This window comes from Conexibacter sp. JCM 18997, from assembly GCF_055391915.1.
This window is the reverse complement of sequence record NZ_AP043885.1, coordinates 3,548,487-3,572,103: the sequence shown is the minus strand read 5'-3', so window position 1 is coordinate 3,572,103 and position 23,617 is coordinate 3,548,487. Positions and strand designations below refer to the sequence as shown.

20 protein-coding genes are annotated in these 23,617 nt (G+C 71.0%); 5 read left to right on the top strand and 15 right to left on the bottom strand.

Features of this window, described 5'->3' with window-relative positions; genetic code table 11:
- Positions 1-255: 255 nt before the first annotated feature.
- Genes ACZ5UI_RS18015 through asnB form a run of 9 tightly spaced genes read right to left on the bottom strand, consistent with a single transcriptional unit; the run spans position 256 to position 10,432 of the window.
- Positions 256-1,434 carry a hydroxymethylglutaryl-CoA reductase gene (locus tag ACZ5UI_RS18015; protein ID WP_464189418.1) on the bottom strand — a complete coding sequence of 393 codons (1,179 nt, stop codon included), beginning with the start codon at positions 1,432-1,434 and terminating at the stop codon, positions 256-258.
- Entirely contained in the window at positions 1,431-2,633 is a 1,203-nt protein-coding gene (locus tag ACZ5UI_RS18010; RefSeq protein WP_464189416.1) for a glycosyltransferase, read from the bottom strand. The genes ACZ5UI_RS18015 and ACZ5UI_RS18010 overlap by 4 nt, the downstream gene beginning before the upstream one ends.
- On the bottom strand, positions 2,633-3,784 hold the full coding sequence (locus ACZ5UI_RS18005; protein ID WP_464189414.1) for a PQQ-dependent sugar dehydrogenase: 1,152 nt from the start codon (positions 3,782-3,784) through the stop codon (positions 2,633-2,635). The genes ACZ5UI_RS18010 and ACZ5UI_RS18005 overlap by 1 nt, the downstream gene beginning before the upstream one ends.
- Complete coding sequence (locus tag ACZ5UI_RS18000) at positions 3,781-4,560, bottom strand: TIGR01458 family HAD-type hydrolase (RefSeq protein WP_464189412.1); 780 nt, start codon at positions 4,558-4,560, stop codon at positions 3,781-3,783. The genes ACZ5UI_RS18005 and ACZ5UI_RS18000 overlap by 4 nt, the downstream gene beginning before the upstream one ends.
- Positions 4,557-5,789: an ABC transporter ATP-binding protein gene (locus ACZ5UI_RS17995; protein WP_464189410.1), complete on the bottom strand. Its 1,233-nt coding sequence runs from the start codon at positions 5,787-5,789 to the stop codon at positions 4,557-4,559. Before ACZ5UI_RS17995 ends, ACZ5UI_RS18000 begins: the two co-directional genes overlap by 4 nt.
- Positions 5,779-6,603, bottom strand: a complete 825-nt coding sequence (locus ACZ5UI_RS17990) for an ABC transporter permease (protein ID WP_464189408.1) — start codon at positions 6,601-6,603, stop codon at positions 5,779-5,781. The genes ACZ5UI_RS17995 and ACZ5UI_RS17990 overlap by 11 nt, the downstream gene beginning before the upstream one ends.
- Positions 6,604-7,611 (bottom strand): NAD-dependent epimerase/dehydratase family protein, encoded by a 1,008-nt coding sequence (locus tag ACZ5UI_RS17985; RefSeq protein ID WP_464189406.1) that lies wholly within the window; start codon positions 7,609-7,611, stop codon positions 6,604-6,606.
- Entirely contained in the window at positions 7,608-8,549 is a 942-nt protein-coding gene (locus tag ACZ5UI_RS17980) for an NAD-dependent epimerase/dehydratase family protein (protein ID WP_464189404.1), read from the bottom strand. Before ACZ5UI_RS17980 ends, ACZ5UI_RS17985 begins: the two co-directional genes overlap by 4 nt.
- Positions 8,546-10,432, bottom strand: a complete 1,887-nt coding sequence (gene asnB, locus ACZ5UI_RS17975) for an asparagine synthase (glutamine-hydrolyzing) (protein ID WP_464189401.1) — start codon at positions 10,430-10,432, stop codon at positions 8,546-8,548. Before asnB ends, ACZ5UI_RS17980 begins: the two co-directional genes overlap by 4 nt.
- A gap of 72 nt (positions 10,433-10,504) precedes the next feature.
- On the opposite strand from asnB, the gene ACZ5UI_RS17970 reads away from it, so the two are divergent.
- A complete protein-coding gene (locus ACZ5UI_RS17970; RefSeq protein WP_464189399.1) occupies positions 10,505-11,251 on the top strand; it encodes a class I SAM-dependent methyltransferase in 747 nt (248 codons plus the stop codon).
- Here ACZ5UI_RS17970 and ACZ5UI_RS17965 read toward each other — a convergent pair.
- The gene (locus ACZ5UI_RS17965; protein ID WP_464189396.1) at positions 11,232-11,786 is read right to left on the bottom strand and encodes a hypothetical protein; all 555 of its coding nucleotides are present in this window, start codon (positions 11,784-11,786) and stop codon (positions 11,232-11,234) included. The two genes, ACZ5UI_RS17970 and ACZ5UI_RS17965, sit on opposite strands and share 20 nt — an antisense overlap.
- Positions 11,786-13,051, bottom strand: a complete 1,266-nt coding sequence (locus ACZ5UI_RS17960) for a glycosyltransferase (protein WP_464189394.1) — start codon at positions 13,049-13,051, stop codon at positions 11,786-11,788. The genes ACZ5UI_RS17965 and ACZ5UI_RS17960 overlap by 1 nt, the downstream gene beginning before the upstream one ends.
- A 23-nt stretch (positions 13,052-13,074) precedes the next feature.
- Here ACZ5UI_RS17960 and ACZ5UI_RS17955 point away from each other — a divergent pair, with 23 nt between their 5' ends.
- Genes ACZ5UI_RS17955 through ACZ5UI_RS17940 form a run of 4 tightly spaced genes read left to right on the top strand, consistent with a single transcriptional unit; the run spans position 13,075 to position 16,585 of the window.
- A complete protein-coding gene (locus tag ACZ5UI_RS17955; protein ID WP_464189392.1) occupies positions 13,075-13,890 on the top strand; it encodes a glycosyltransferase family 2 protein in 816 nt (271 codons plus the stop codon).
- 20 nt (positions 13,891-13,910) lie between these two features.
- On the top strand, positions 13,911-14,390 hold the full coding sequence (locus tag ACZ5UI_RS17950) for a hypothetical protein (protein WP_464189390.1): 480 nt from the start codon (positions 13,911-13,913) through the stop codon (positions 14,388-14,390).
- Between the two features lie 25 nt (positions 14,391-14,415).
- A complete protein-coding gene (locus tag ACZ5UI_RS17945; RefSeq protein WP_464189388.1) occupies positions 14,416-15,861 on the top strand; it encodes a glycosyltransferase family 39 protein in 1,446 nt (481 codons plus the stop codon).
- The gene (locus ACZ5UI_RS17940) at positions 15,854-16,585 is read left to right on the top strand and encodes a hypothetical protein (protein ID WP_464189386.1); all 732 of its coding nucleotides are present in this window, start codon (positions 15,854-15,856) and stop codon (positions 16,583-16,585) included. Before ACZ5UI_RS17945 ends, ACZ5UI_RS17940 begins: the two co-directional genes overlap by 8 nt.
- 200 nt (positions 16,586-16,785) lie before the next feature.
- Here the strand turns inward: ACZ5UI_RS17940 and ACZ5UI_RS17935 are convergent, their stop codons facing one another.
- The 4 genes from ACZ5UI_RS17935 to ACZ5UI_RS17920 form a co-directional block, all read right to left on the bottom strand.
- The gene (locus ACZ5UI_RS17935) at positions 16,786-18,423 is read right to left on the bottom strand and encodes a hypothetical protein (RefSeq protein WP_464189384.1); all 1,638 of its coding nucleotides are present in this window, start codon (positions 18,421-18,423) and stop codon (positions 16,786-16,788) included.
- A 166-nt stretch (positions 18,424-18,589) separates the two neighbouring features.
- Positions 18,590-19,999 carry a S8 family peptidase gene (locus ACZ5UI_RS17930; protein ID WP_464189382.1) on the bottom strand — a complete coding sequence of 470 codons (1,410 nt, stop codon included), beginning with the start codon at positions 19,997-19,999 and terminating at the stop codon, positions 18,590-18,592.
- Positions 19,996-22,026: a hypothetical protein gene (locus ACZ5UI_RS17925; RefSeq protein WP_464189379.1), complete on the bottom strand. Its 2,031-nt coding sequence runs from the start codon at positions 22,024-22,026 to the stop codon at positions 19,996-19,998. Before ACZ5UI_RS17925 ends, ACZ5UI_RS17930 begins: the two co-directional genes overlap by 4 nt.
- The gene (locus tag ACZ5UI_RS17920) at positions 22,023-23,615 is read right to left on the bottom strand and encodes a hypothetical protein (protein WP_464189377.1); all 1,593 of its coding nucleotides are present in this window, start codon (positions 23,613-23,615) and stop codon (positions 22,023-22,025) included. Before ACZ5UI_RS17920 ends, ACZ5UI_RS17925 begins: the two co-directional genes overlap by 4 nt.
- Positions 23,616-23,617: the final 2 nt, after the last annotated feature.

Here is a 23,617-nt window from a genome sequence, read left to right as displayed (position 1 = left end):
GATGAAGATCGATGTTGGTGAGGACGGGGATGAGTACGAGCTCGAGAATGCGCATGGACGCGCTCCTTGCGGAGAGGGGGACTTGGGCGGAGAACGGTCGGACGGGCGAGAGCCCGTACGACCTAGCGAATGCCGATGGAGGAACCGGCTACTCGTACGCCGACGAAGACGCCTACGGAGGCGCCCGGAAGTCGAGTCGGCGTGAGGTGACGAGAAGTCACGGCGACGAATGATGCCACAACGGGCGCGCGGGTTCTACGGGCGGTTGCGTCCGTAGGCGTCGTGGGCGTCGACCCACTCCTCGGCGACGATCGCCGAACCCAGTGACAGCTCGCCGCACAGCACCGTGGCCGCGACGATCTCGGTGAACTTGCCGACCTTGCCCGAGCCGTAGCAGTCCATCAGCTCCAGGCACTCGCGCTGGGTGGCCAGGCCGGTGCCGCCGCCGTAGGTGGCGACGATCAGCGAGGGCAGGGTGATCGAGTAGTAGTAGTCGCCGTTGTCGCGGCGCTCGGCGTAGACCATGGCCGCCGAGGACTCGGCCACGTTGGCCACGTCCTGGCCGCAGGCGATGAACATCGCGGTGATGCCGTTGGCCGAGTGGGCGCCGTTGTTGTTGACGCCCGACAGGAACCCGCCCAGATGCGACACCTGCCGCGCGCGGTACATGTCGGCGCTGTTGGTGTTCATCATCGAGCGCAGGAGCGCGTCGGGGATCGTCGCCTCGGCCACGACGCGCTTGCCGCGCGTGCGCAGCATGTTGATGCGCGAGGCCTTCTTGTCGGTGGCGAAGTTCGCCTCCAGGAAGAAGCGCTCGATCTCGCCGGGGTAGTTGGCCAGGATCCACCGGCAGGCGTGCTGGGTGGCCTTGCCGGTCATGTTCTGGCCGGCGGCGTCGCCGGTCGTGTAGTCGAAGCGCGTGTAGAGGACGCGCGACGCGTGGTAGCGCTCGATCTCGATCAGCGTCCCGGAGCTGGTCGTCTCGCCGGCCACCGCGGCGATCGCGTCGAAGGACTCCTCCAGCCAGGTGGCGAACGCCTTCGCCCCGCGGGCGCTCTCGAACACGAACGCGGGCGCGCGCTGCATGCGGTCGTCGACGATCGTCGTCGTCACGCCGCCCGCCGCGTGCAGCAGCTTCATCCCACGGTTGTAGGAGGCGACCAGCGTGCCCTCGGCGGTGGCCAGCGGCACGTAGAACTCGCCCTGGGCGTGCTCGCCGTTGACCACCAGCGGCCCGGCCACGCCGATCGGCACCTGCGCCACGCCGGTGAAGTGCTCGACGTTGCCGGGCAGGATCGCCGGGTCGAACGAGTACTGCCCGACGTGCTCCAGCGACGTGCCGGTCTGCTCCGTCAGGAAACCGCGGCGCAGCTCGGCGGCCTCGCGGCTGTAGTCGTCGGACGGGTGGCGGGGAACCGGGACGCGTTCGTTCACGGCAGGGAGGATGCCGCATCGCCCCACGGCGCGGGCGGCAGCGTCCCGTCCAGCAGACCGCGGTAGATCCCGTCCCAGGCGCGCGCGGCCTCGCGCGAGCCGTGCCACTTGACCGCGAACTCGCGCGAGCGGCGGCCGATCTCCAGGCGCTTCTCCGGGTGGTCCATCAGGTCGATCAGCACGTCGCGGATGGTGTCGGGCGTGGCGCTGATGACCGGCAGCTCGTCGGCGTAGGCCGGCAGCTCGCGGCGCATGTTCTCCAGCCACTCGGGCTGCAGGTAGCAGACCACGGGCTTGCCGAGCATCATGCCCTCGCGCGCGGTGGCGCCGAAGAACCCCGCGGTGAGCATGTCGACGAACACGTCGGACTGGGCCTGGTAGTAGCGCAGCTCGAGGTTGGGGACGTCCTTGAAGAACAGCAGCTCGATGTCGCGGCCCTCGGCCTTGAGCCCGTCGATCAGCGGCAGGTAGACGTGCGTGGACTTCGTGTTGCGCATCGTCCCGGCCTGCGAGCGCGTGTCCGCGTTGCCGACCGAGTGGTAGACCTTGAACGTCTCGTCGGGGAGCCCGAGGCGGAAGTTGGAGGGGATCAGCAGGTCGGGCTGCCACAGGTCCTCGTCCAGGCAGTAGACCCACGGGTTCTCGTGCACGTTGGGCGCGACGTTGGCGTCGTAGCGGTAGCCGCCGAGCAGCGCGACGTAGTCGCTCAGCGCGTTGCGATCGCGGCCCCAGCCCACGTTCATCGCGTCGTTGCAGACGTCGGGGCGGGACTGGAACGGGCAGTCGTCGCAGGTCGGGAAGGGCGGCACGTTGCGGTAGGTCGTCTGGGCCACGCCGTCCAGGCAGCCGTTGGTCGTGTAGACGATCTTCTTGCCCAGCCGCCGCAGCAGGCGGATCTCGTCGTACTCGTGGAAGCGGTGCGCGGCGAAATCGTGGATCGCGTCGCCGAAGCGCAGGCCGTGGGCGTTGGCGAAGTGGAAGACGTCGTACTCGCGCGCGGCCCGGGCGAAGAACGCGGTGTGGCGGACCAGGTCGCGGCGCGAGCGGCCGACCAGCCGGACGTCCTGGCCGTGATAGTGGCCGGCGTGCCCCGCGTCGAAGTTGACCAGGTCGGCCTTCCAGCCCAGGTCGCGCAGCCGGCGCGACAGGTACCAGTGGTTGTAGTAGGCCTGGCCGACGAAGAGGACGGAGCGGCGCATCAGCTCGGCGTCAGCTCGTAGATCGCGCCGGCCTGGTCGTCGGAGACGTACAGCGACCCGTTCGGTCCGACGACCGCGTCGGCGGTGCGCCCCCAGCGCGTGCCGTCGGCCGCCTGGAAGCCGCGCAGCAGATCCTGGGGCGGGCCCAGCGTGCCGTTCTTCCAGGGCAGGAAGACGATGCCCGGGGGCTTGGGCGGCTGGCTGTTCCACGAGCCGTGCAGCGCCAGCGTGGCGCCGGCGGGCAGGTCGCCCAGCGCGCCGGCCTTGATGAAGTGCAGGCCCAGCGGCGCGTTGTGGGCGGGCAGCTTGACCTCGATCGGCGGCAGGTCGTCGCAGTTGCGCAGCGTGCCGCCGGGGTTCGTCTCCGCGTCGGGCGTGAACGTGTCCGAATCGGGCTCCGGGTTGCACGTCGGCCACCCCAGATCACGGCCCTTCCACAGCTTGGCCAGCTCCTCGGGCGGGTGGTCGTTGACGTAGGCCTGGTCGACCTTGCCGGTGGCGGGATCGAGGATGTTGTCGCGGTTGTTGACCGCGGTCCACAGCGACCCGTCGGGCGCGAAGGCCAGGCCCTCGCCGTTGCGGATCCCCTTGGCCCAGATCGTCAGCGACCCCGTCTTGGGGTCCACCTGGGCCACGGTGCCGCGCGGCGGATCCATCCGCTCGTCGGCCAGGCCCGCGTTGGTCGAGCTGGGCAGGGGCAGGTAGAGCATCCCGTCCGGACCGACGACGACGGACTTCCAGCGATGCACGTCGTCCCCGTCGATGTCGGTGTCGGGCAGGTGGTCGATCACCGTCTCGCGCGCGCCGAGCCGGCCGTCGGCCCAGCGGTAGCGCAGGATCGCGTCGGACTCGGCCACGTAGAGGGTGTCGTCCCCGGCGAAGGCCATGCCCTGGGGCTGCATCAGGCCGGAGGCGATGACCTTGGGCCGGCCGTCGACGATCTCGCTGATCGTGCCGTCGTCGGGAGAGGTGACCAGCAGCGTCTTCTGCGGCGTCCAGGCCAGCCAGCGGGGCTGGTTGAGCCGCGCGTAGACCGAGGCCTTCCAGCCGTCCGGGACCTGGACGTCGTGTCCGAGCAGCGTCGGCTTCTCGCTGCTGCCGCACCCGACGAGCGCCACCGCGAGCAGCGCGATGACCGCCAGCCGCCTCACAGCAGCCCGGGCACGTCGGCGATCGAGTCGACGGTCGCGGTCGGCCGCCAGCCGGAGGACTCGACCAGCTCCGCGCGGTACTTGCCGGTACGCACGAGCACGCCGTGCAGCCCGGCCTCCAGCGCGCCGCCGACGTCGGCCTCGACGTCGTCGCCGACCATCACGCACTGCTCGGCCGGGACGCCCACGCGCTCGACCGCCGCGGCGAAGAGCGCCGCGGACGGCTTGCCCACGGTCAGCGCCTTGACGTCGGCCGCGTACTCCAGCGCCGCCGCCCACGCGCCCACGTCGAGCATCAGGCCCTGCGGCCGCTGGTAGTAGCGGTTGTGCCCCAGCGCGAGGAGCTGGGCGCCGGCGATCAGCGCGCGGAAGGCCGCGTTGAGCGTGTCGACGTCGAAGCCGTGGCCGGTGTCGGCCAGCAGGATCGCCTGCGGATCGCCGTCCAGGCCGACGTCGTCGAGCTCGGTCAGGTCCTCGCGCAGGGCGTCGGCGACCAGGAGCGCGACGCGCTGCAGGCCGCGCTCGTGGCACGCGCTCACCGCGATGCCCGCGGGCGTGATCACGTCGCCGGGCTCCACGTCGAAGCCCAGCCCGCGCAGCTGCGCGACGACCCCGCCGCGGGACTTGGTCGTCGTGTTGGTCAGCAGCGCCACGCCGTCGGCGCGCTCGCGCAGCGCGGCCAGCGCCTCCAGCGCGCCGGGGATCGGCGCGCTGCCGTCGTGCAGCACGCCGTCGATGTCCAGCAGCACGCCGCGCACGTCGTTCAGTGAGGTCATCCGTCCACGCTCCAGGAGGTCTGCGGTCGCAGCGCACCGCGCACGACCGCCCACGGCCAGCGATCCTCGCCGCCGTCGAAGGCGGTGTTCAGCGCGGTGAAGGTCAGGGCCTGCTCGACGAAGTCCATGGTCAGCCCGATCAGCCGGTGCATGCCCACGTCGATCGTGAACTCACCGGGCAGCAGGGTGGTCGAGTCGAAGCGGGCGCGGATCTCGTGGCGGCCGGGCGTCAGGTTCAGCAGCGTGCCCTCGCCGTCGACGTTCTGCACGGTGGCCACGCGCGTGCCGTCGGCGGTCGAGATGCCCAGCTCGATGACCCCGTCCTCGACCGGCTCGTTGACCAGGAACGTCATCGCCACGCTGAACGGCTGGCCCAGCGTGAGGCGGTCGGTGGGCACGTTGTCGGCGCCGATCAGCGCGACCTGCTCGAGCGTCACCGCGCCGGTGGTCGAGCGCGGCACGTTGGGGCCGATCGTGGCGATGCCGCCGTCCTGCGTGGCCCCGGCGTGGTGCAGGTACTGGGCCACGACCTCGTTCGTCGGGCCCTCGGCCTTCAGTTGCCCGCCGTCGATCCAGTAGCAGCGCTGGCACAGGCGGGTGACCGCGCTGAGCTGGTGGGAGACGAACACGACCGTGCGCCCGCCGCGGGCGACGTCGTCCATCTTGCCGAAGCACTTGCGCTGGAACTCTGCGTCGCCGACCGCCAGCACCTCGTCGACCAGCAGGATGTCGGTGTCCAGGTGCGCGGCCACCGCGAAGGCCAGGCGCACGTACATGCCGCTGGAGTAGCGCTTGACCGGCGTCTCCAGGAACTTCTCGATGCCCGAGAACTCGACGATCTCGTCGAAGCGGTCCTGCACCTCGCGCCGGCGCATGCCCAGGATCGTGCCCGACAGGAACACGTTCTCGCGCCCGCTCAGCTCGGGGTGAAAGCCCGTCCCGACCTCCAGCAGCGTGCCCACGCGCCCGGTCAGCTGGATGCGCCCCTCGGTCGGCGGCGTGATGCGCGAGAGCACCTTCAGCAGCGTCGACTTGCCCGCGCCGTTGCGCCCCACGAAGCCGACGACCTCGCCCTGGTCGATCTCCAGGGAGACGTCGCGCAGGGCCCAGAAGTCCTGGCCCTTGGGCGCGCGGCGGCCGATGCGCTCGCTCAGCAGGTCGGTGGACGCGCCGCCCAGGCGGTAGCGCTTGCCCAGGCCCTCGACGTGGATGGCGGTCTCAGATGACATCGGCGAAGTCCCGTTCGGCTCGGGCGAAGTACCAGGCGCCGGTGACCAGCAGCACCACGGCGGCGGCCAGCGGGATCAGGATCAGCGCGCCCGGCCACTCGGCCGCCGGGAAGAGCATCCAGCGGAACGTCTCCAGCACGCCGACCATCGGGTTGATCGCGTAGAACGGCTGCACCGACTCGGGCACGCTGTCGAACGGGTAGACGATCGGCGTGACGAACAGCCCGACCATGATCAGGAAGGGCACGGCCAGGCGGATGTCGCGGTAGCGCACGTTGAGCGCGCTCAGCCACAGACCAGCGCCCAGCGCGACGACGAGCGTCACCGCCATCAGCAGCGGCACGAGCAGGATCTGGATCGGCGGCACGATCCCGTAGGCCAGCTGCACGATCAGCGCGACCACGAAGGCCGGGATGAAGTCGATCGCCGGCGGTACCACCGCCGAGACCGGGATGATCATGCGCGGGAACCAGACCTTGGCGATCAGCTCACGCGAGGACACCGTGGAGTCCGACGCGAACTGCATGGCCTGGCTGAAGTACAGCCACATGGTCATGCCGGTCAGCGCGAACACGGGGTAGGGCACGTCGGCGCCCGAGGGCACCTTCGCGTAGTGGCCCAGGAACACGCTGAAGACGACGGCCAGCAGCAGCGGCTGCAGGATCGCCCACACCGTCCCGATCAGCGTCTGGCGGTAGCGGATCGAGACGTCGCGCTTGACCAGGAAGAAGGCGAGGTCGCGGTACTCCCACAGCTCGCGCAGGTTGGGGACCTGCCAACCGCGCGGCGGGGTGATCTCGCGCGTGTCAGCCAACTAGGCCGCCGCAGCCATCTGCGCGTCGTGCTTGGCGATGCACGACGCGATGAAGGCCTCGTTCTCGCGCGTCCAGGCGATCTGGCGCTGCAGCCCCTCGCGCAGATCCACGGAGGTCGAGAAGCCCAGCTCCTCGCGCGACTTGGTCGGGTCGCCGAAGCGCTTGCCCGAGCGGTCCCAGTCGCGGGCCGGCGCCACCTCGACCGAGCCCGATCCGGCCAGCTCGACGATCGTCTCGGCCAGCTCCAGGATGCTCGTCTCCACACCGCTGGCCAGGTTGTAGACGCCGCCCGGTTCGCCGCCGTCGGCGCAGGCGATCAGCCCGCGCGCCATGTCCTCGACGTAGATGAAGTCGCGCGTGGCGATGCCGCCGTTGTCCAGCGGCAGCGCCTCGCCGTGCAGCGCCTTCCACACGAACGTCGGCGTGACGTTGCGCCACACGGTGTTGACCGTGCCGCGCCACTGCCCCGCGCCCAGCACCTCGCCCGGCCCGTACACGTTCTGGAAGCGCGCCTTGACGATCGGCAGGCCCTTGCGCATCCAGAAGTAGTTGCCGTACAGCTCGCCGACCACCTTGGAGATCTGGTACGGCGAGTCCAGGTACAGCGAAACCGGCGCGTCCTCCTGCGTGGCCGAGGCCGACTCGAACGTCTTCTCGGCCACCGTGCAGCCGGCGCCCGCGTAGACGACCTTCTGCAGGTTCGGCAGCTCGCTCAACCGCAGAAACAGGTTGAGCGAGGTCAGCAGGTTGTGCTCGTGGTCGGCCAGCGGGTTCGCCATCGACGACTGGTTGCCGTGGTAGGTGACGAGGTTGAACGCCAGCTCGATGTCGTCGGGCACCTCGAAGTCGTTGACCGAGGCCTCGACGAGGGCCGCGCCGTCCGGCACGTTCTCGCGCTCGGCGCTCAGCAGGTTGTCGACGACCGTGACCTCGTCGCCGCGCGCCAGCAGCGCGCGGACGAGGTTGGAGCCCACGAAGCCGGCGCCACCGGCCACCAACACCTTCATCGAACCCGCAGCTCCTCTTCCTTGAGGTGCGTGTAGGTCTGCTCGATCCCGTGCTCGCGGTACCAGGCGATCGCCTGGGCCACGCCGTCGGGCATGGACACGCTGGTCTTCCAGGAGAAGTCGGCCTCGGTGCGCGAGGGATCCAGCAGGATCGACTCGGCGTCGTCGGCCGCGCGCGGGCGGATCTCGACGTCGATCGAGCCCAGGTCCAGCGCCGTGGTGGTCGCGTCGAACAGCTCCTTGATGGAGACGTCCGAGCCGCTGCTCACGTGGTAGGCGCCCGAGCCGGCGCCGTCGATCGCCTTGACGACGACGTCGACGAGGTCGGTCACGAACAGGAAGTCGCGCCGCGTGTCGGTCACGAAGCAGGCCTTGTCCGCCGTCAGGCGGCTGAAGAACGTGGGCAGCGGGCCCGACAGGTTGCGCGGGCCGTAGACGTTGGCCAGCCGGAACGAGACCCAGTTCAGCGAGCTCAGGCGGATGTAGTCCTCGCCGGCCGTCTTGGAGATCGCGTAGCTCGACTCGTACGGGCGCAGCGGATGGTTCAGCGTGATCGGCTGCTCTTCGGGCTTGACGCCGTAACAGAGGGCCGTCTGGAAGTAGATGAAGCGCGACACGCCGGTGCGCTCGGCCGCCTTGACCACGATCGCCGTGCCCAGCGCGTTGGTGCGGGCGTCCTCCTCCCAGGCGTCGGGGTCCTTGTAGGACGCCGCCGCGTGGACGATCGCCTCGGGGCCGAAGTCGTCGACGACGCCGTTGAAGAACGTCTCGTCGGCGATCGAGCCCTCGACGATGGTCAGGCGGTCCTGCGGCGTGAGGTTGTCGCGCCGGGACGTGGCGTACGTGTCGACGGTGAGGACCTCGTGGCCCTCGGACAGGAGGCGATCGGCGAGGTTGGAGCCGATGAAGCCGCCTCCGCCGGTGATGAGGATCTTCATGTGGTGGTCTCCGTGGTCGGGGCGAGCAGCGCGTGGAACTCGTGCTCGCGGTCGTGGAAGCGTTGCTGCCAGAGCTCGAGGCTGAACAGCCCCCAGAAGGTGCGGCCGTACTTCGCCTCGCCATCCAGGCTGGCCAGCGGCAGCTCGCGGTCGCTGTTGGCGAAGACGTCGTTGACGTAGTCGCGGGCCGGCCCCTTGGCCCACTCGACGAGCGGCACCGGGAAGCCCATCTTGTCCTTGCGCTGGGCGATGCGCTCGGGCACGGCGGCCCGGCTGGCCTGCTTGAAGACGTGCTTGAGCTCGCCGCCGGGGAACTTGACGTCGGCGGGGATCGTCGCGGCCAGCTCGACCAGCGGGTGGTCCAGCAGCGGCACGCGCGACTCCAGCCCGTGGGCCATCGAGACCCGGTCCTCGACCTGCAGCAGCGCCGGCAGCAGCGTCTTGAAGTCGAAGTGGGTCATCTTGTCGAAGTAGGACTCGTGGCCGACGTTGCGGCCGTTGAAGATCTCGGCGAACGTCTCGAACGGGTCGTACTCGCCGTCGCGCTGGGCCAGGCGCGGCGCGCGGTTGATCAGCCGGAAGTAGCGCCGGTCGAGATCCTCGAACAGCCCGTCGCGCCAGAACTCCTGCAGCATCGGCTTGTAGTTCCGCAGCGAGGCCAGCTGGGGGATGATCGACTCGTAGGTGACGACGAACTTGCCGCTGCCCGACGTGCCCTCGATCGCCGCCTTGATGCACTGCTCGAAGTAGGCGATCAGGTAGCGCGTGTAGCCACCGAAGATCTCGTCGCCGCCCTGGCCGCCCAGGATCACCTTGACGTCGCGGGCCGCCGCCTCGGAGACCATGAACTGCGGGAACGAGCCGGGGCCGGCCACCGGGAAGTCGAGGTGGTAGATGACCCGCTCGATCTCGCGGGTGAAGTCGTCGACGCCGATGTCGACGACGCTCAGGTCCAGGCCACGCTCGTCGGCCAGCAGCCGCGCGTAGCCGGACTCGTCGTACTCGGGTCCCTCGGTGAAGCGGCCGGTGAAGGCGCGCATCGGGTCGTCGGACTTGAAGCTGGCCAGCCCGGCGACGGCGCTGGAGTCCAGGCCGCCCGAGACGTAGGCGCCGACCGGGACGTCGGAGCGCAGGTGCAGCCCGACCGACTCGTGCAGGAGCGACTCGATGCGCTCCTCGAACCACGCCTCGCGGTGCTGCCAGTCGAGGTCGTAGTAGACCTCCCAGTAGCGCTCGGCCGTGGCCACCCCGCCGCGCACGACCAGGCGATGACCGGGCAGCAGCTCGCGGACGCCCTCGAACAGCGTCTTGCCGGCCAGGCAGAACTGGAAGGCCAGGTAGTCGCGCAGCCCGTCGGCGTCGGTCCGGATGGCGGGCAGGAAGGGCAGCAGCGCCTTGGCCTCGGAGGCGAAGTACAGGACGTCGCCGACCTGGGCGTAGTACAGCGGCTTGATGCCGAACCGGTCGCGGACCAGCAGCAGCTCGTCGCTGTGCTCGTCCCACAGCGCGTAGGCGAACATCCCGCGCAGGTGGTCGACGGCGCTGCGGCCCCAGCGCTCGTGGGCCCGCAGCAGCACCTCGGTGTCGGTCTTCGTCGCCCAGGAGCCGCCGAGCTCGGTGCGCAGCTCGGGCCAGTTGTAGATCTCGCCGTTGAAGCTGGTGACGCTGCGGGCGGGGCCGTGCATCGGCTGGGCGCCCGCCGCGGACAGGTCGAAGATCGACAGACGGCGGTGGGCCAGGCCCACGTGACCGTGCTCGTGCGCCCACGTTCCGTGGCCGTCCGGACCGCGATGCGCGATCAGCTCACCCATCACGTCGAGGCGACGTGCAAGATCCGGCACGGGTTCTCCGCGCAGGTTGATGGCTCCGGCGATTCCGCACATAGGGCTGTTCGATCCAACGAGTCCAGCGGTGGGAAGTCGCGCCGCTGGCGGATTTCGCCAGACTCCCCGGCCGTGAACGTGACCGGAATCGAACAGGGATCGTACTTCCTGGGTCGGCTCAGCTCGGTGCTGGGCGGCCGTGACCTGCTGCCGTATCTGGGCGAGCTGCACGACTCGCCGCTGCCCCGGCAGTTCGAGCGCATCGTGGCCGACGAGCCGACCTTCGCCAAGAAGCGCTTCGACTCGATCTGGCAGCTGCGCCTGTATCGGGTCTGGGTGTACTGCCTGGTGCGTGACCTGCGGCCCACCGTGTTCATCGAGACGGGCGTGCTGCACGGCATGCTCAGCGCCTTCGTCCTGGAGGCCATGCGGGTCAACGGCCACGGGCGGCTGATCTCGATCGACCTGCCCTCCTACGCGGAGTCGGGGCCGAGCAACGTCGACGGCTACCAGGGCACGCTGCCCCCCGGCCGCGAGCCCGGCTGGCTGGTGCCCGACGAGCTGCGCGACCGCTGGGACCTGCGCCTGGGGCCGTCGCTGGAGCTGCTGCCGGGCGTGATCGACGAGACCGCGGGCCAGCTCGACGTGTTCCTGCACGACTCCGACCACACCCACGAGACGATGAGCGGCGAGTTCGACCTGGCCTGGCCGGCGCTGCGCCCCGGCGGTGCGCTGATCGCCGACGACTCGACCGACAACACGGCGTTCGCGGAGCTGTGCGAGCGCGTCGGTCAGACGCCGCTGCTGTTCCCCAACCCCAACGAGCAGCCCCACGACGAGGCCCGCGCGGGCCTGATCGTCAAGCCACCGACGTCGTGATGCAGCTCTGGACCTTGGCCTCGGAGGCCGGATCCAGCGCACCCGACGTGGCCACCTCGAGCACGTTGCCGACGGCCTGCGCGGCGGTGTTCACGACCGTCGCGTAGTCGGTCGGGCGGACCTGCTGCATGCGCTGCATGCGGGCCTGGATGTCCTGGTAGCCGAGCTGGGCCGCCTCGGCGGAGGGGAAGACGATCAGCGTGACCGGCTTGCCCTTGAGCGTGACGGTGAAGCCGGCGCCGTCCAGCTTGGTCGCGTAGTCGACGGTCCCCTGGAACCACTGGTAGGTCTCGGCCGCCTTGCCGCCGACGCACGGCTCCAGCTTGGCGAACTGGGCCTGGGCATCGATGGTGCCCGACGTCGTGGGCGTGGTGGCCGGGGTGGTGGCGGTGGTCGTCGTCGCGGCCGTCGTGTCGGTCGTGGCGATCGTCGGCGGGGTCGTCTGGCCCTCGACCGGGGTGGTGCTCGTGTCGCCACCGCAGCCGGTGACGGCCAGAGCGACGAGAACGATTGCGGCTACGAGGACACGCGGCATCAGGGGGCGTGATGGTAGATCGCGGCCTCGATCTCGGTCTCCAGCTCGGCGGCCAGCGCGTCGTAGTGGAACTGCGGGGCGACGCCGTCGGGTGCCGTGGGCACGCGGCCGGCGACGACGTCGGCCAGCGCCCGGGCGATCGCCTCGGGGTCCTCCATCGGGGCCGCGCTGCCGGCGCGCGCCTCGACGACGATCCGCGCCGCCTCGGTGCGGTCGCCGACGACGAACACGGGCCGGTCGGCGGCGAAGTACTCGTACAGCTTCTGGCCGGTCTCGCTGGGGTTGCCGGTGGTGATCAGCAGCAGCGTGTCGGTCGCGCGCTGCAGGCGCATCGTCGTCTCGCGATCCAGCGAGCCGAGCACGCGCGTCATGCCGGCCAGGTCGGGCGCCTCGATCTGCGCGCGCTCGTCGTCCTCCAGCGGTCCGGCGAACAGCACCTCGATGCGGGCGGCCACGTCGGGCTGGGTGGCCTGCAGCGCGCGCAGGCCGGCCAGCAGCGCGGCGGGGGAGCGTTTGACGTAGCCCAGACGCCCGGTGTACAGCAGCGAGTGGCGGTCGGGGTTCAGCAGCCCGTCGGGCGGCGGCCCGCTCAGCGTGGCCAGCTCCTCGAGGTCGAAGCCGTTGGAGATCGTGGTGGCGTGCGCCGCGCCCAGGCGCCGGTGGGCGTCGTTGGCGATCGGCGCCGTCACGGCGGTGACGCGGTCGGCCGATGACGTCAGGCGCTGGTCCAGCCAGGCGTCCAGCGCGCGCTGGACGGCCAGCGGGAAATCGCCGTGGTTGCGCTCGAAGCGCCAGCCGTCACGGATGTCGGCGATCCACGGGAGGCCCAGGCGCTGCTGGAGCGCCAGGCCGACGAGGTTCGTGGACGGCGGCGGCCCGGTCGTCCACACGACGTCGGGGCGTTCCTCGCGGGCCACGCGCAGCGCGGCGGGCAGCGCGAACGGCACCCAGCCCACGAGCGCCAGGTCCGGCACCACGACGTCCTCCAGGCGCGACGGCGCGGGCGCGGCGGCGCCTTGGGTGTTCTGGCCCTGCAGCGCGTCGAACGAGCCGCGGCGCCAGTTGAGGTTGGAGGCCATCACGTCGCGGGTGCGCACGACCCGGGCCGCACCCTCGATCGGGCCGCTGCCGGAGATCTTCGAGGTGACGACGATCACCCGATGCCCGCGGCGGCCCAGGTACTTGGCGAAGCCGGCGGTGCGGCGTGCCGCCGACAGCGGTGAGGGCGGCGACAGGTGCGCGACGAGCAGGATGGTCCGCTTCACGGGGCCGTACGGTACGCGGCGCCATGTCCGAGCATGCCGACGTCACCGCCGTCGTCCCCTGTTTCAACTACGGCGCGTTCGTCGCCGAGGCGGTCGACTCGCTGCTGGCCCAGGAGGGCGGGCCGCCCCACGTCGTCGTCGTCGACGACGGCTCCACCGATCCGGCCACGCTGGCGGCGCTGGCCGCGCTCACCGTGCCGGTCATCCGCCAGGAGAACGCGGGGTTGTCGGCGGCGCGCAACACCGGCTACGCCTCGACCGACACGCCGCTGGTCATCTCCCTGGACGCCGACGATCGCCTACCGCCGGACGCGCTGCGCGCGCTCAAGGCGCCGCTGGACGCCGATCCCGGCATCGGCTTCAGCTACGGCGTCACGCACTTCTTCGGCGATTGGGACGGCGACCTGGCCTTCCCGCCGCTGGACGCCTACCGCCTGCTCTACCGCCACATCATCGGCCCGGTCGGGCTGACCCGCCGCGCGCTGTGGGAGGACGTCGGCGGCTACGACCCGGCCTTCCGCACCGGGTATGAGGACTGGGACTTCTGGCTGGGGGCGCTGGAGCGGGGCTGGCGGGGCGCCAAGGTCGACGCCGTCACGTTCCTGTACCGCCGCCACGGGGAGACGATGGTGTTCGGCGCGCGGCGCGAGTATCGGCGCCTGTTCGCGCAGCTTCGCGCCAAGCACGCCGGTCTGTACGCTCGCCAACGCGAGCTGGCCCGGGCCAGCGATGCCGGGCGTCTGGAACAGGCGATATACCGCTACTTCTGGGGCCCGCGGCCCGTTCCCCCACAGATGGAGCAGGCCATCTACCGGCTCGTGTTCCGCTCCAAGCGCTGACGCTACCCTCGGAGACCTTCATGCCACTGCTCAAGCCAAACGTCGGTCGCCTGCTGAGCGCCATCGGCGCGCTGATCGTGGTGCTGGCGCTGTTCATGACCTGGTACCAGATCACCCGCAGCACCGGGGCCGTGGAGGACTCCACGGGCTGGGACACGTTCACCAACCTGCGCTGGGTGATCCTGGCCGGCGGCATCCTCACGGTGCTCTCGGCGATCCCGGCCCAGACGCGCCCGCTGCTGATCGCCCGCACGCTGCTCGGCCTGCTGCTGTTCGTCCTGATCGTGCGGCGCATCATCGACCCGCCCGACCTGGTCGACGCCACCGTGAGCGCGCAGATCGGCGTGTACGCCGGCGCCATCGGCGCCGTGCTGGTCGCGTTGGGCGGGCTCGTCGACACCGGCCGCCACGTGGTCGAGGTCTATCCGAGCCTGTGGCGCCCGCCCGCCGGCGAGCTGGGCCGCGGCTCGCGCTCGCTCGGCCCCGGCGACGACCGCTAGCCCTCCCGCGGCAGCCGTCCTCGCGGTGCGTCGCCCTCGCGTTCCACGGCCCCTGCTCGCCGTGCTCGGCGTGGTGCTGGTCGCCGCGCTGGCCTGGACGTTCGCCGTGCCGCCGCTGCAGGGCGCCGACGAGAGCGCGCACTTCTCCTACGTCCAGAAGGTCGCCGACGCGCACGACATCCCCTGGACCCGCGACGAGTCCGGGCTGCTGCAGCCGACCTTCGGGCCGGCGGTGTCGACCGAGCTGGTCACGGCCTGGGTGTGGGCGGGGCTGGAGCCGTTGCGCGGCAACCTGGCCGCGCGGCCGTTGTGGACCAAGGAGGACGAGCGCATCTGGGCCCGCCAGAACGCGACGCTCGGTCCCGAGGCGCGCCGGGACGGGGTCGGCTCCAACGTCTTCCTCAACCCGCCGCTGTACTACCTGAGCGCCGCGGTGCCCTACGAGATCGCGGGCGGCACGTTCTTCGATCGCCTGTACGCGATGCGCCTGTACGGCGTCGCGCTGCTGCTGATCACCGTCGCGCTGACCTGGCTGCTGGCCGGCGTGCTGTTCGCCGGTCGGCGCGAGGCGCAGGTGGTGGCCGCGGTGGCGGTCGGCCTGCAGCCCGTGCTCCTGGACGTGACGACGCGCGTGACGCCCGACGCCCTGCTGATCCCGTTGTGTGCCGCGTCCCTGTATCTGATGGTGCTGCTGGCCGCCCGCGGGTTCTCGTGGCGGCTGGTCGCGCTGCTGGCCCTGGCGGTGACCGCGGCCTGCTTCACCCAGGGCCGGGCCAACGCGTTCATCGTGCCCGCGCTGTTCGCGATCGGGCTGTCGCTGTGGCGGCGCGGCCGACCGCTGGACGGCGAGCGCCGGCTGGGCCGGGGCGCGACCGCGGCGGCCTGGGCCGTGGGCATCGTCGTCGTGGTGCTCGGCTTCGGCTTCTACGCGGCGCGCTTCTCGGTCAGCGACATCTCCGGCTTCTGGTCCTACATGTGGCAGTTCTACCTGCCCAAGCTGCCCGGGATGGCCCAGCCGATCGGGCCCGACTGGGACGTCGACAACGTCTACCTGACGCGCTTCTTCGGCACGTTCGTGCAGTTCGAGGTGGGGTTCCCGCGCGACCTGCTCAACTGGATCCGGCTGTGCGTGTGGATCGGGCTGGCGCTGCTGGTGCTCGCCGCCTGGCGCCATCGCGCGGCGGTCAGCCGGCGGCGCGACGTCGTGCTGGTGCTCGGCGTGGCGCTGGTGCTCGTGCTGATCGCCGTGCACGCGGCGGCCTTCCGCGCGCTGCTGGAGAACCCCGCCGATCCGGTCATCACCGGGCGCTACCTGCTGATGCTGATCCCGTTGTACGGCGTGGCGGTGGCCGGTGCCATGCGTGCGCTGCCCGGGCGGCTGCGGGCGGCGACGACGGGCGCGCTGCTGGCCGGGCTGGTGCTGCTGCAGCTGTCGGCCTTCGGCCTGATCGTGGAGCGCTTCTATGCGTAGCGCGGCGATCCTGGGCGCGGTGGTCGTGTTCGTCCTGGGCGGCCTGTTCGTCGTGCGCCCGTTCGTGGCCACCCAGCGCGACATGCCCGCCGAGATCCCCTCGCCGGCGTCGCTGCTGCAGACCTCCAGCGTGCCGCTGGCCCCCGGCCAGCCGGTGTGCTTCGACGACGCGGTGGCCGAGGCCCACAGCGAGCTGATCCGCTTCCGCGTGTCGGCGCCCGACGGGCCGGCGCCGCAGATGACCGTGACCATCAAGGGCCCCGCGTATGCGGCCAACGCGGTGATCCCGGCGGGGCTGCAGGACACGCAGACCGCGCAGGCGCCGATCCCCGCGCCGCTGGTCGACCAGCCGGTGCGCGTGTGCATCCGCAACGACGGGACCACGCCGACCGCGTTGTTCGCCTCCAACGACCGCACGCGCTCGCGCTCGCTGGCCCAGGTCGGCGGGAAGACCGTCGACAGCAGCGTGTGGTTCTCGTTCTACGAGCCGCGCTGGCGGGCGATCAGCGAGCGCGTGCCGCTGACGATCGACCGGATGACCGTGTTCCGCCCCGGCTACGCGGCGCCCTGGGTGCTGTGGATCATCGCCGTGTTGTTCCTGGTCGGCGTGCCGATCGCCACCGTCTGGGCGCTGGTGCGCGCGCTGCGCGAGGACCACGTCGACGACCCCGCGCGGGTCGATGTCGACGTCGCCCGGCCGGCCTGGCGGCGCTGGCTGGACTGACCGCTCAACGGTTCGAGGTTGCACGCGACGTTGCATGTGCGATATGACACGTCATGCCTGGAGGAGGAGAGGGCGGTGCCCCGCTCGCGCTCGGCCCAGGTCGCGAAGGTAAGCGTGTCAAGCCGGCACCAGGGTCAGCCGGCCAGTGCTTGCAAAGGAGAAGCTTCGCGACCGGGGGCCTCGAGCCGGCGGGGCGCCGTTCACCTTTCGGTGACGGTGACCGTGGCGCGCCCCGGCCTGGTCGTCGCGTCGCCCGCGTAGCGCACGCTCACGCGCGCCCGTCGCGTCGTCTTGGGCAGCGTCGTCGTCAGCACGAACCGTCCGCGCTCGATCGGACGCCGGACCGTCCGCCGCTTCGTCCCGGTGGTGATCGAGATCTCGACCGTGCCCGTGGCAGCGCGGTCGAGCGCGCCCCGGAGCGCGAGGCGGCCGGTACGCCGCGACAGCGTCGCCGTCGTGAGCCGCAGCGCGGCGTCCGCCTTGGCCGGCGTCGTCGGGAAGGTGGGTGTCGTCGGTGTCGTCGGTGTCGTCGGCGTCGGTCCGGTGGGGATCGTCGGCGAGTCCGGCGCCGGGGCGTCTGCGGGCGGGGTCGCGGGCTTGACCACGCCGCCGCCGCCTCCTCCGCCTCCGCCACCGCCGGCGGACGGCGCCGTGTAGGAGATGGTGTCCGAGGCGGCGTTCAGCGGCGTCGCGTTGCCGGCGCCGTCCACCAGCCAGACACGGACCGTGTAGGTCCCGCTGACGCTCGGCAGGTTGCCGCTCGCGCCCGCCAGGGTGCCGGTGCCGGTCACGCAGGTGCCCGACGAGCAGGCGTCCCACCGCGTGCTTGCGTACGGCGACCCACCGTCGGCGGCCGGCGCCGTCCAAGCCAGGTTGATCCCCGCCGACGCCCCGCCCCCGGTGACGTCCAGTGCGGTCGGAGCCGGCGGCGCCGTGTTGTCGACCTGCACCCCGAACGCCCCGCCCTTCGTCTCATTCCCCGCGGGGTCCACCACCGCCGCCTGAATCGACCGAGTGCCATCAGCAAGCCCCGTCGTGTCCAGCGAATAGCTCACGTTCGACGCATCCGCGCACGGAACCGTCGTCGAGAAGTCACACGCCCGATCGGCGCTCGTCGACACCAGAGCCCCGTCCGCGTACCACCGCACCTTCTGCACCCCCAGGTTGTCCGACCCAGAGATCGTCCCGGCGACGCTACCGCTCTTCCAGCCCCCGGTCGTCACCGCGCCTGCGGCCGTGACGCTTGTGGGGGCCTGGTTGTCTGTGAGCGTGACGGTCGAGGCGTAGATGTGCGCCCAGGCTTGGTGGAGAGACGAGCCGGTGTTGCACGATGGGTATCCGAGGTCACCACACTCAAAGCCCCAGGCGATCCACGCCGTGTTAAGGCCTGAGAAAGTCTGAGGCGCAGTTCCTGAGCCCCCTACGTAGCAAACGGCCTGTCCACCCGGGATCGCACAGGAGTTGTCGAGTACGGCGCCGCTCGCGGTCTTGCCGTAGAGCGCGTAGCCGTCGTTGCGCTTGCCGAGATCGCGCTTGAGACTCACTGCCGTGATCACGGTCCCCGCCGGCGCAGTGAGGCGCATCTGCGCGCCGTCGCCTGCCGTCGGCGCCACACCTGACATGAGCTTCGTCCAAACAGATCGGCCGAGGATCTGAGGGTGATCAAGATCTGTGCCGATGGCCGTGCTCGTCGGCGGGCACGCGGCGGTTGGAACTTCGTAGCCTGCCAGGTTGTCGGTGATCGGTTGCCACGCATTATCGACGCCGCCTGTGGGCGCATCACCGCAACTCCTGACCTCGACCGTCCCAGCAAGCGCGGTTGGCGAGGCAGCGAGCACGAGCGTGGCGACCCCGAGAGCGACAGGTGCGATGAGTCGAGCGAGGCGCGGCAGAGACGGAGACATGTGATCGGCTGCGGAAGCTGAAATCAGCTGGAGTCGGCGATCTAGCTATCGGTGCGGGACTTGGCGACTTTAATTCTGACTATAGGGATCGTCTGAGTGTCTAGAACTCGCGTTCTGCCCGAACGGTCAGCGACGGTGACACACCCACTCCTGGCCGCAAGAGGCGCACTTGGACCGCTCTCCAGCGCTTCGACGCCAGCCTGATCTGCAACACCGAGGTTGCACGGATGTACGTCTTCCTGTCGATGCGGTAGATCGCTAGCTCGCCACCCTGGCGGCCCGAAATCCGCACGGTCAGAACCCCATTTTTCATCGAGAGCGATCGAAGAGTCGGCCTCCGCAACCGAGACGCACCGACTGGGGCGGAGACGGTCGGAACATCCATGATCGGGGCTGCGACCGGAGGGGCCTGCATCTCGATCGGGTCCGATACCGGTTGAGCGTCGTGCTTCGCCGCCGTCGCCGCTGAACCGCCCGCGCCGACCGGAGCCGCCGAGGCCGCTTCACATCGACTGGCGGCCTGTGCATCGATCCCGCTATGCGGCGCCCCGGCCACCATGCCAGCAACTGCTGGGTCAGCCAAGAAAGCGTTCGCGACGTTAAGGACCCTGAAGCCATTGACGATATCCGCACCGTCGAGCAACAGTTGCTCGGCGTGAGCAGGCGAGAGCGCCGGATCGTACGAGCGCAGCGCGGCCAGTGAGGCACTCACTAGCGGTGCTGCATAGGACGTGCCATCGCCACTCGCGAGGCGGGTGCCTCGACTGGTCGTGATGCAGACGTCGACGCCAAGGGTCGAGATGTCGAGCCCGGCGCCACGGTTGGAGAAGGGTGCGATCACGCCGCTTGAGTTCGTCGCGCCGACCGCAAACACCCCGTTCGCGCTCGCCGGATAACCAACCGTTGTCGCCGAGCCGTTGTTCCCAGCGGCGGCGACGACATTGATGAAGTAGGGCGCTCCCAGTACCTCGGTGATCTTGTCGTTCAGACTGTCTCGCTGAGCGATCGTTGTCGCACCTAGGCCCGACAACGACAGGTTGATCACTTTCACGCCTGCTTGGTTCGAGCACCACGCCATCGCCCGGATGTAGTCGTTCACCGTCGTTGTTGCGGCGCCAGCGAAGACACGACTCGAGTAGATCTTTGCCGCGGGCCAGATGCCACTCGTGCCGATGCCGTCGGGCTGGCTGGCGACCACGCCGGCGACGTAGGTGCCGTGCTTGGGCAGCGCGTCGCCTGTGTCACTGACTGATCCCGCGTCCCCCGGATCGCCTGAGACACCGCCGATCTGTGCGACCCGACTCACGAGCGCTGGACCTAGGTCCGTGTCCGTGTCCACGCCTGAGTCGATGACGCAGACACCTCCGCCTGCTGGGGGTGCGGGTGCGTTCGCGAGGAACGTGGCGTTGGCGGCGGTGGCCTGTGGGGTTCCCGGGCCTTCGGCTCCGGCCCAGGCGGTGGCTGGCACCGCGAGGAGGGCTAGGAGGGTGGCGGTGGTCAGGCGCTTCATCGGGCCTCCTTGGCGGTGACGCGCACGGATTGGGTGGTTGAGGGGCCGCTTTGCGTCAGGGTGCGGAAGCGGTAGGTCTGGCTCTGGAGGGTTCGGGTGAACCGGTAGCGGTGGCTGAAGGCGCCGTTGCGCAGGCGCGGTGTGGCGATCGTCTTCCAGCGGCTGCCGACTTGGACCTGGAGCTCGACGTCGGTGGACGCCGTTCCGCGGAACAGGACGGACTGGCCGTTGGTGACCCTGGTGCGGTCGATCGTCAGGGTCGGCGAGGTCGTCGCCGCGGCGATCGGGACGCTGGCCCAGTGGACGTAGGTGGCGTCGGACAGGTGCTCGCGGTAGCCGAACGTGAAGATCCGTGCTCCGCCCGGCGGGGGCCGGAAGGTGAAGCGACCGTCATCGTCGGTCTGGACCGCGCCGGCGATCTCGCCCTTCGCTCCCCGGACGGCCGCATGGACCATCACGTCGAGCTGGGCGTCGGCGATCGGCTCGCCCGTCGCGGTGGTCAGGCGGCCGGCGATCGAGTCGGCCCGCAGAGCGGCCGCGACACGCGCGGTGCTCTCGCCGTTGCGGCCGTTGACCCGGTGGACGAGCAGCACGGTGGGTGTGGGGAGCTCGTCCTCCGTCAACCGGACCGCCGCGCCACCACCCACCCCGCCGCCGGTGGCGGCCTGGGCGATCACGTCGCGTAGGCCGCCGGCGCCACCCGCTCCGCCGCCGAGGCCCGTGCCGGCGATCGCGTAGGACGGGGCCGACCGAGCCACGACCGTGCCGCCGTTGGTCGTCGCGCTGACCACCGAGCGCACGGTGTGGTCGGCCATCGCCACCGTGAGGGTCAGGGTGGAGCCGTTCTCGCCGGCGATCGGCACGCAGGCCAGCCCGGCGACGTCGCAGAGCTCCCACGCATACGCGTACGTCGCGCCGACGACGTCGTTCCACGTGCCGGTGTCCGTCGACAGCGCGCCGAAGGTCGTGGGCGTCCCCGTCAGCGTCGGCGTGATCGTGTTGGCAGGCGCACGCGCGATGCACGTGCCCGACTCGTCGTGAACTCCGTTGGCGCACGCCGTGCCCGGATCGGCGAGCGTGCCGCCGGGCGCGTTGACCCGCAGGGTCAGCGCCGGATCGATCACGGTCTCGCGGCCGCCAGCGTCCTCGACGCCGAGCGTCAGCCCCGGATGAACGCCGTCGCCCAGCGCAGCCAGCGAGAACTCCGGCGCGTACGCACGATCACCGGTGCCGCAGGGCACGAGCGACGTCGTCGTCGCGGTGAACTCGTACGCCGAGCCGATACCGGGTCGAGCGTCGCGGCAGGTTGCGCTGGCCGGATCGGCGAGCGCGTAGGTCGTCGTGGCGCCGTCGCGCAGGAAGAAGCGGTAGACGCCGGCGCCGGTGTCGGCGCCACGGACGGCGGCGACCTCGCTGCCCAGGGTCTGCCAGGTGCCGTCCAGCAGCGCGCCGCCCGTGCCGTCGAGCGCGGCCGTCGGGGCGGTTGTGTCGCCGATCGTGAGCTCCAGGCGGCGCATCCGCCACCAGCTGTCCGGGACGCAGCGCGGGTCCGGGTCGCTGCCGCCGATCGTCTGGCTGCAGCGCACGGTGACGCTCAGCGTCGAGGGATTGTTGATCGTGAGCGCCCCGTCGCCGGACTCGCCGGTGTAGCCGGGGATCGCATCGACGTCGCCGCGGTACTCCCAGCTCGTGAAGATCTGCGGTTGATAGATCGCGGTCCCGGCCGGTGCGTCGAACGCCCGGTCGACCCATGCCGAAGCGAATGTCAGTCCCGGCGGACGTGCCAGCGTTGCGCTGCGACTCCAGCCGTCGCCGACTCCCGTCGGCAGGACCATCTCCAGCGGCCCTCCGCTGAGCGTGCCGCTGCTCCATCCGCCGTCGGTGCTCGCCCACGGCCCGGCGGGTGTCGGGGTTCCGTCGGGCATCGAGACGAGGTACTGGGTGTAGCGGCCGGGGGCGGCCGCGGCGGGCGCCGCGGCCAGCGCCAGGGCCCCGAGGGTGGCGGCCAGCGCGTACAGGCGGGTCATGGCCGCACCTGCACGCTGACGCGGTTGGACGTGCCCGTCTCGTAGGGCCAGCCGGCGTCGGTGCGCACGACCGTGCGGAAGACGTACCGCGTCGAGCGGGTGGTGCGGGTGAACCGGTAGCGGTAGCCGAAGCGGCCTCCGTGCAGGCGTGTCGTCGCGAACGTCAGCCAGTGGTCGTCCTGGTAGACCTGCAGCTCGACGACCTTGCGCGAACCGGCCGGCGCGCTCTCGACGCGGCCGCGGAACGCCACCGAGTCGCCGTTGCGCAGGGCCCGCGGCGAGGCCTGCAGGTGCGCCACCGCGCGCACGCCGATCTCCAGCTCGGCCGTGTCGGCGTCGTCTCCGTCGTCGGCGAACGCGCGGTAGCTGAAGCGGATCGTGCGCGACGCGCCGGGAGCGATGACCGCGCGAAACGCGCCATCAGCACCGGTGACGACCGGAGCCTGCGGCGTGCTCGCCTTGCCGTTGACGGCACTCACGCCGACGCTGGCGCCGGCGATCGGCGCGCCACCGCGGCCGGCCAGCTGGCCGGTGACGACGACGGTCTCGCCGTAGGCGACGCTCACCCGCCGGGTCGGCGCCCCGTTGACGCGCAGGCTCAGCGAAGCGGCAGCGCTGGCGCCGGTGCCGTTGCCTCGCCGCTCGTCGGCTGCAGGCGTCACCGCGACCGGCGTCGCGACGACGGGAGCGACCGGTGTCGAGACCGCGCTGGCGGGCACGGGCGTGACGCCACCCGCCCCGCCGGCCCCGCCACCGCCTCCTCCTCCGCCACCGCCACCGCCCGCGGCGGCCACCTGGCACACGCCCGCCTCGTCGTAGGTGCCGCCACCGCACGCCCCGCCGGGGTCGCCGAGCGCCCCGCCGGTGCCGTTGACCCGCAGCGTCCGGTTGGTCAGCACGGTGCGCTCGTTGCCGCCGGCGTCCTCGATCCCGAGCGACACGAGATGGCTGCCGTCGCCGAGCTGGGTCAGGTCGAAGCTCGGCACGTAGGTCGCCGGGTTGGTCTGGCAGGGCACGAGCGTGAGCGCGGACGACACGAAGTCGTAGGCGCTGGCGTTGCCGGGCCGAGCGTCACGACAGCGCGTCGCGGCGGGGTCGGCGGCCGCGTACCAGGTCTGACCGCCCTCGCGGATGAAGGCGCGGTAGACGCCGGAGCCGAGATCTGAGGCGTTGACGCTCAACGACGCCGCGTTGCCGGTCTGCCATGAGCCATCGAGCAGGTCGCCGGTCATCGAGCCGGTCACCGAGGGCGCGTCGTCGTCGTGGAGCACGAGGTCGAGGCGGTCGATGTAGTAGGCGCTGGGGGTGCACGACCCGGCAACGCCGTCGAAGTTGACGCAGCCGACGCGGACCGACAGCGCCGTCGGGTTTCCGGCGGACACCGAGCCGCTGCCGGCGTCGCCCGGGTACCCGCCGTAGATCGTGGTGCCGGCATACGGATGCCCGCGGTTCTCCCAGGTGGTCACCGCCTGCGGCTGTGAGTGGTTGGCACCGGCCGGCAGGTCGTAGTGGCGCTGCGCGGTGGCCGAGGCGAACGACAGGTGCGCCGGTGCCGACAACGTCGCGGTCCGGGTCCACCCCTCGGACACCG

What these genes read in the sequence shown, in the direction of transcription:
- ACZ5UI_RS17930 (WP_464189382.1), bottom strand. Translation starts at nt 19,999, where the DNA reads ATGAAGCGCCTGACCACCGCCACCCTCCTAGCCCTCCTCGCGGTGCCA.
- ACZ5UI_RS18000 (WP_464189412.1), bottom strand. Translation starts at nt 4,560, where the DNA reads ATGACCTCACTGAACGACGTGCGCGGCGTGCTGCTGGACATCGACGGC.
- ACZ5UI_RS17925 (WP_464189379.1), bottom strand. Translation starts at nt 22,026, where the DNA reads ATGACCCGCCTGTACGCGCTGGCCGCCACCCTCGGGGCCCTGGCGCTG.
- ACZ5UI_RS17995 (WP_464189410.1), bottom strand. Translation starts at nt 5,789, where the DNA reads ATGTCATCTGAGACCGCCATCCACGTCGAGGGCCTGGGCAAGCGCTAC.
- ACZ5UI_RS17950 (WP_464189390.1), top strand. Translation starts at nt 13,911, where the DNA reads ATGCCACTGCTCAAGCCAAACGTCGGTCGCCTGCTGAGCGCCATCGGC.
- ACZ5UI_RS18010 (WP_464189416.1), bottom strand. Translation starts at nt 2,633, where the DNA reads ATGCGCCGCTCCGTCCTCTTCGTCGGCCAGGCCTACTACAACCACTGG.
- ACZ5UI_RS17940 (WP_464189386.1), top strand. Translation starts at nt 15,854, where the DNA reads ATGCGTAGCGCGGCGATCCTGGGCGCGGTGGTCGTGTTCGTCCTGGGC.
- ACZ5UI_RS17985 (WP_464189406.1), bottom strand. Translation starts at nt 7,611, where the DNA reads ATGAAGGTGTTGGTGGCCGGTGGCGCCGGCTTCGTGGGCTCCAACCTC.
- ACZ5UI_RS17965 (WP_464189396.1), bottom strand. Translation starts at nt 11,786, where the DNA reads ATGCCGCGTGTCCTCGTAGCCGCAATCGTTCTCGTCGCTCTGGCCGTC.
- asnB (WP_464189401.1), bottom strand. Translation starts at nt 10,432, where the DNA reads ATGTGCGGAATCGCCGGAGCCATCAACCTGCGCGGAGAACCCGTGCCG.
- ACZ5UI_RS17980 (WP_464189404.1), bottom strand. Translation starts at nt 8,549, where the DNA reads ATGAAGATCCTCATCACCGGCGGAGGCGGCTTCATCGGCTCCAACCTC.
- ACZ5UI_RS17955 (WP_464189392.1), top strand. Translation starts at nt 13,075, where the DNA reads ATGTCCGAGCATGCCGACGTCACCGCCGTCGTCCCCTGTTTCAACTAC.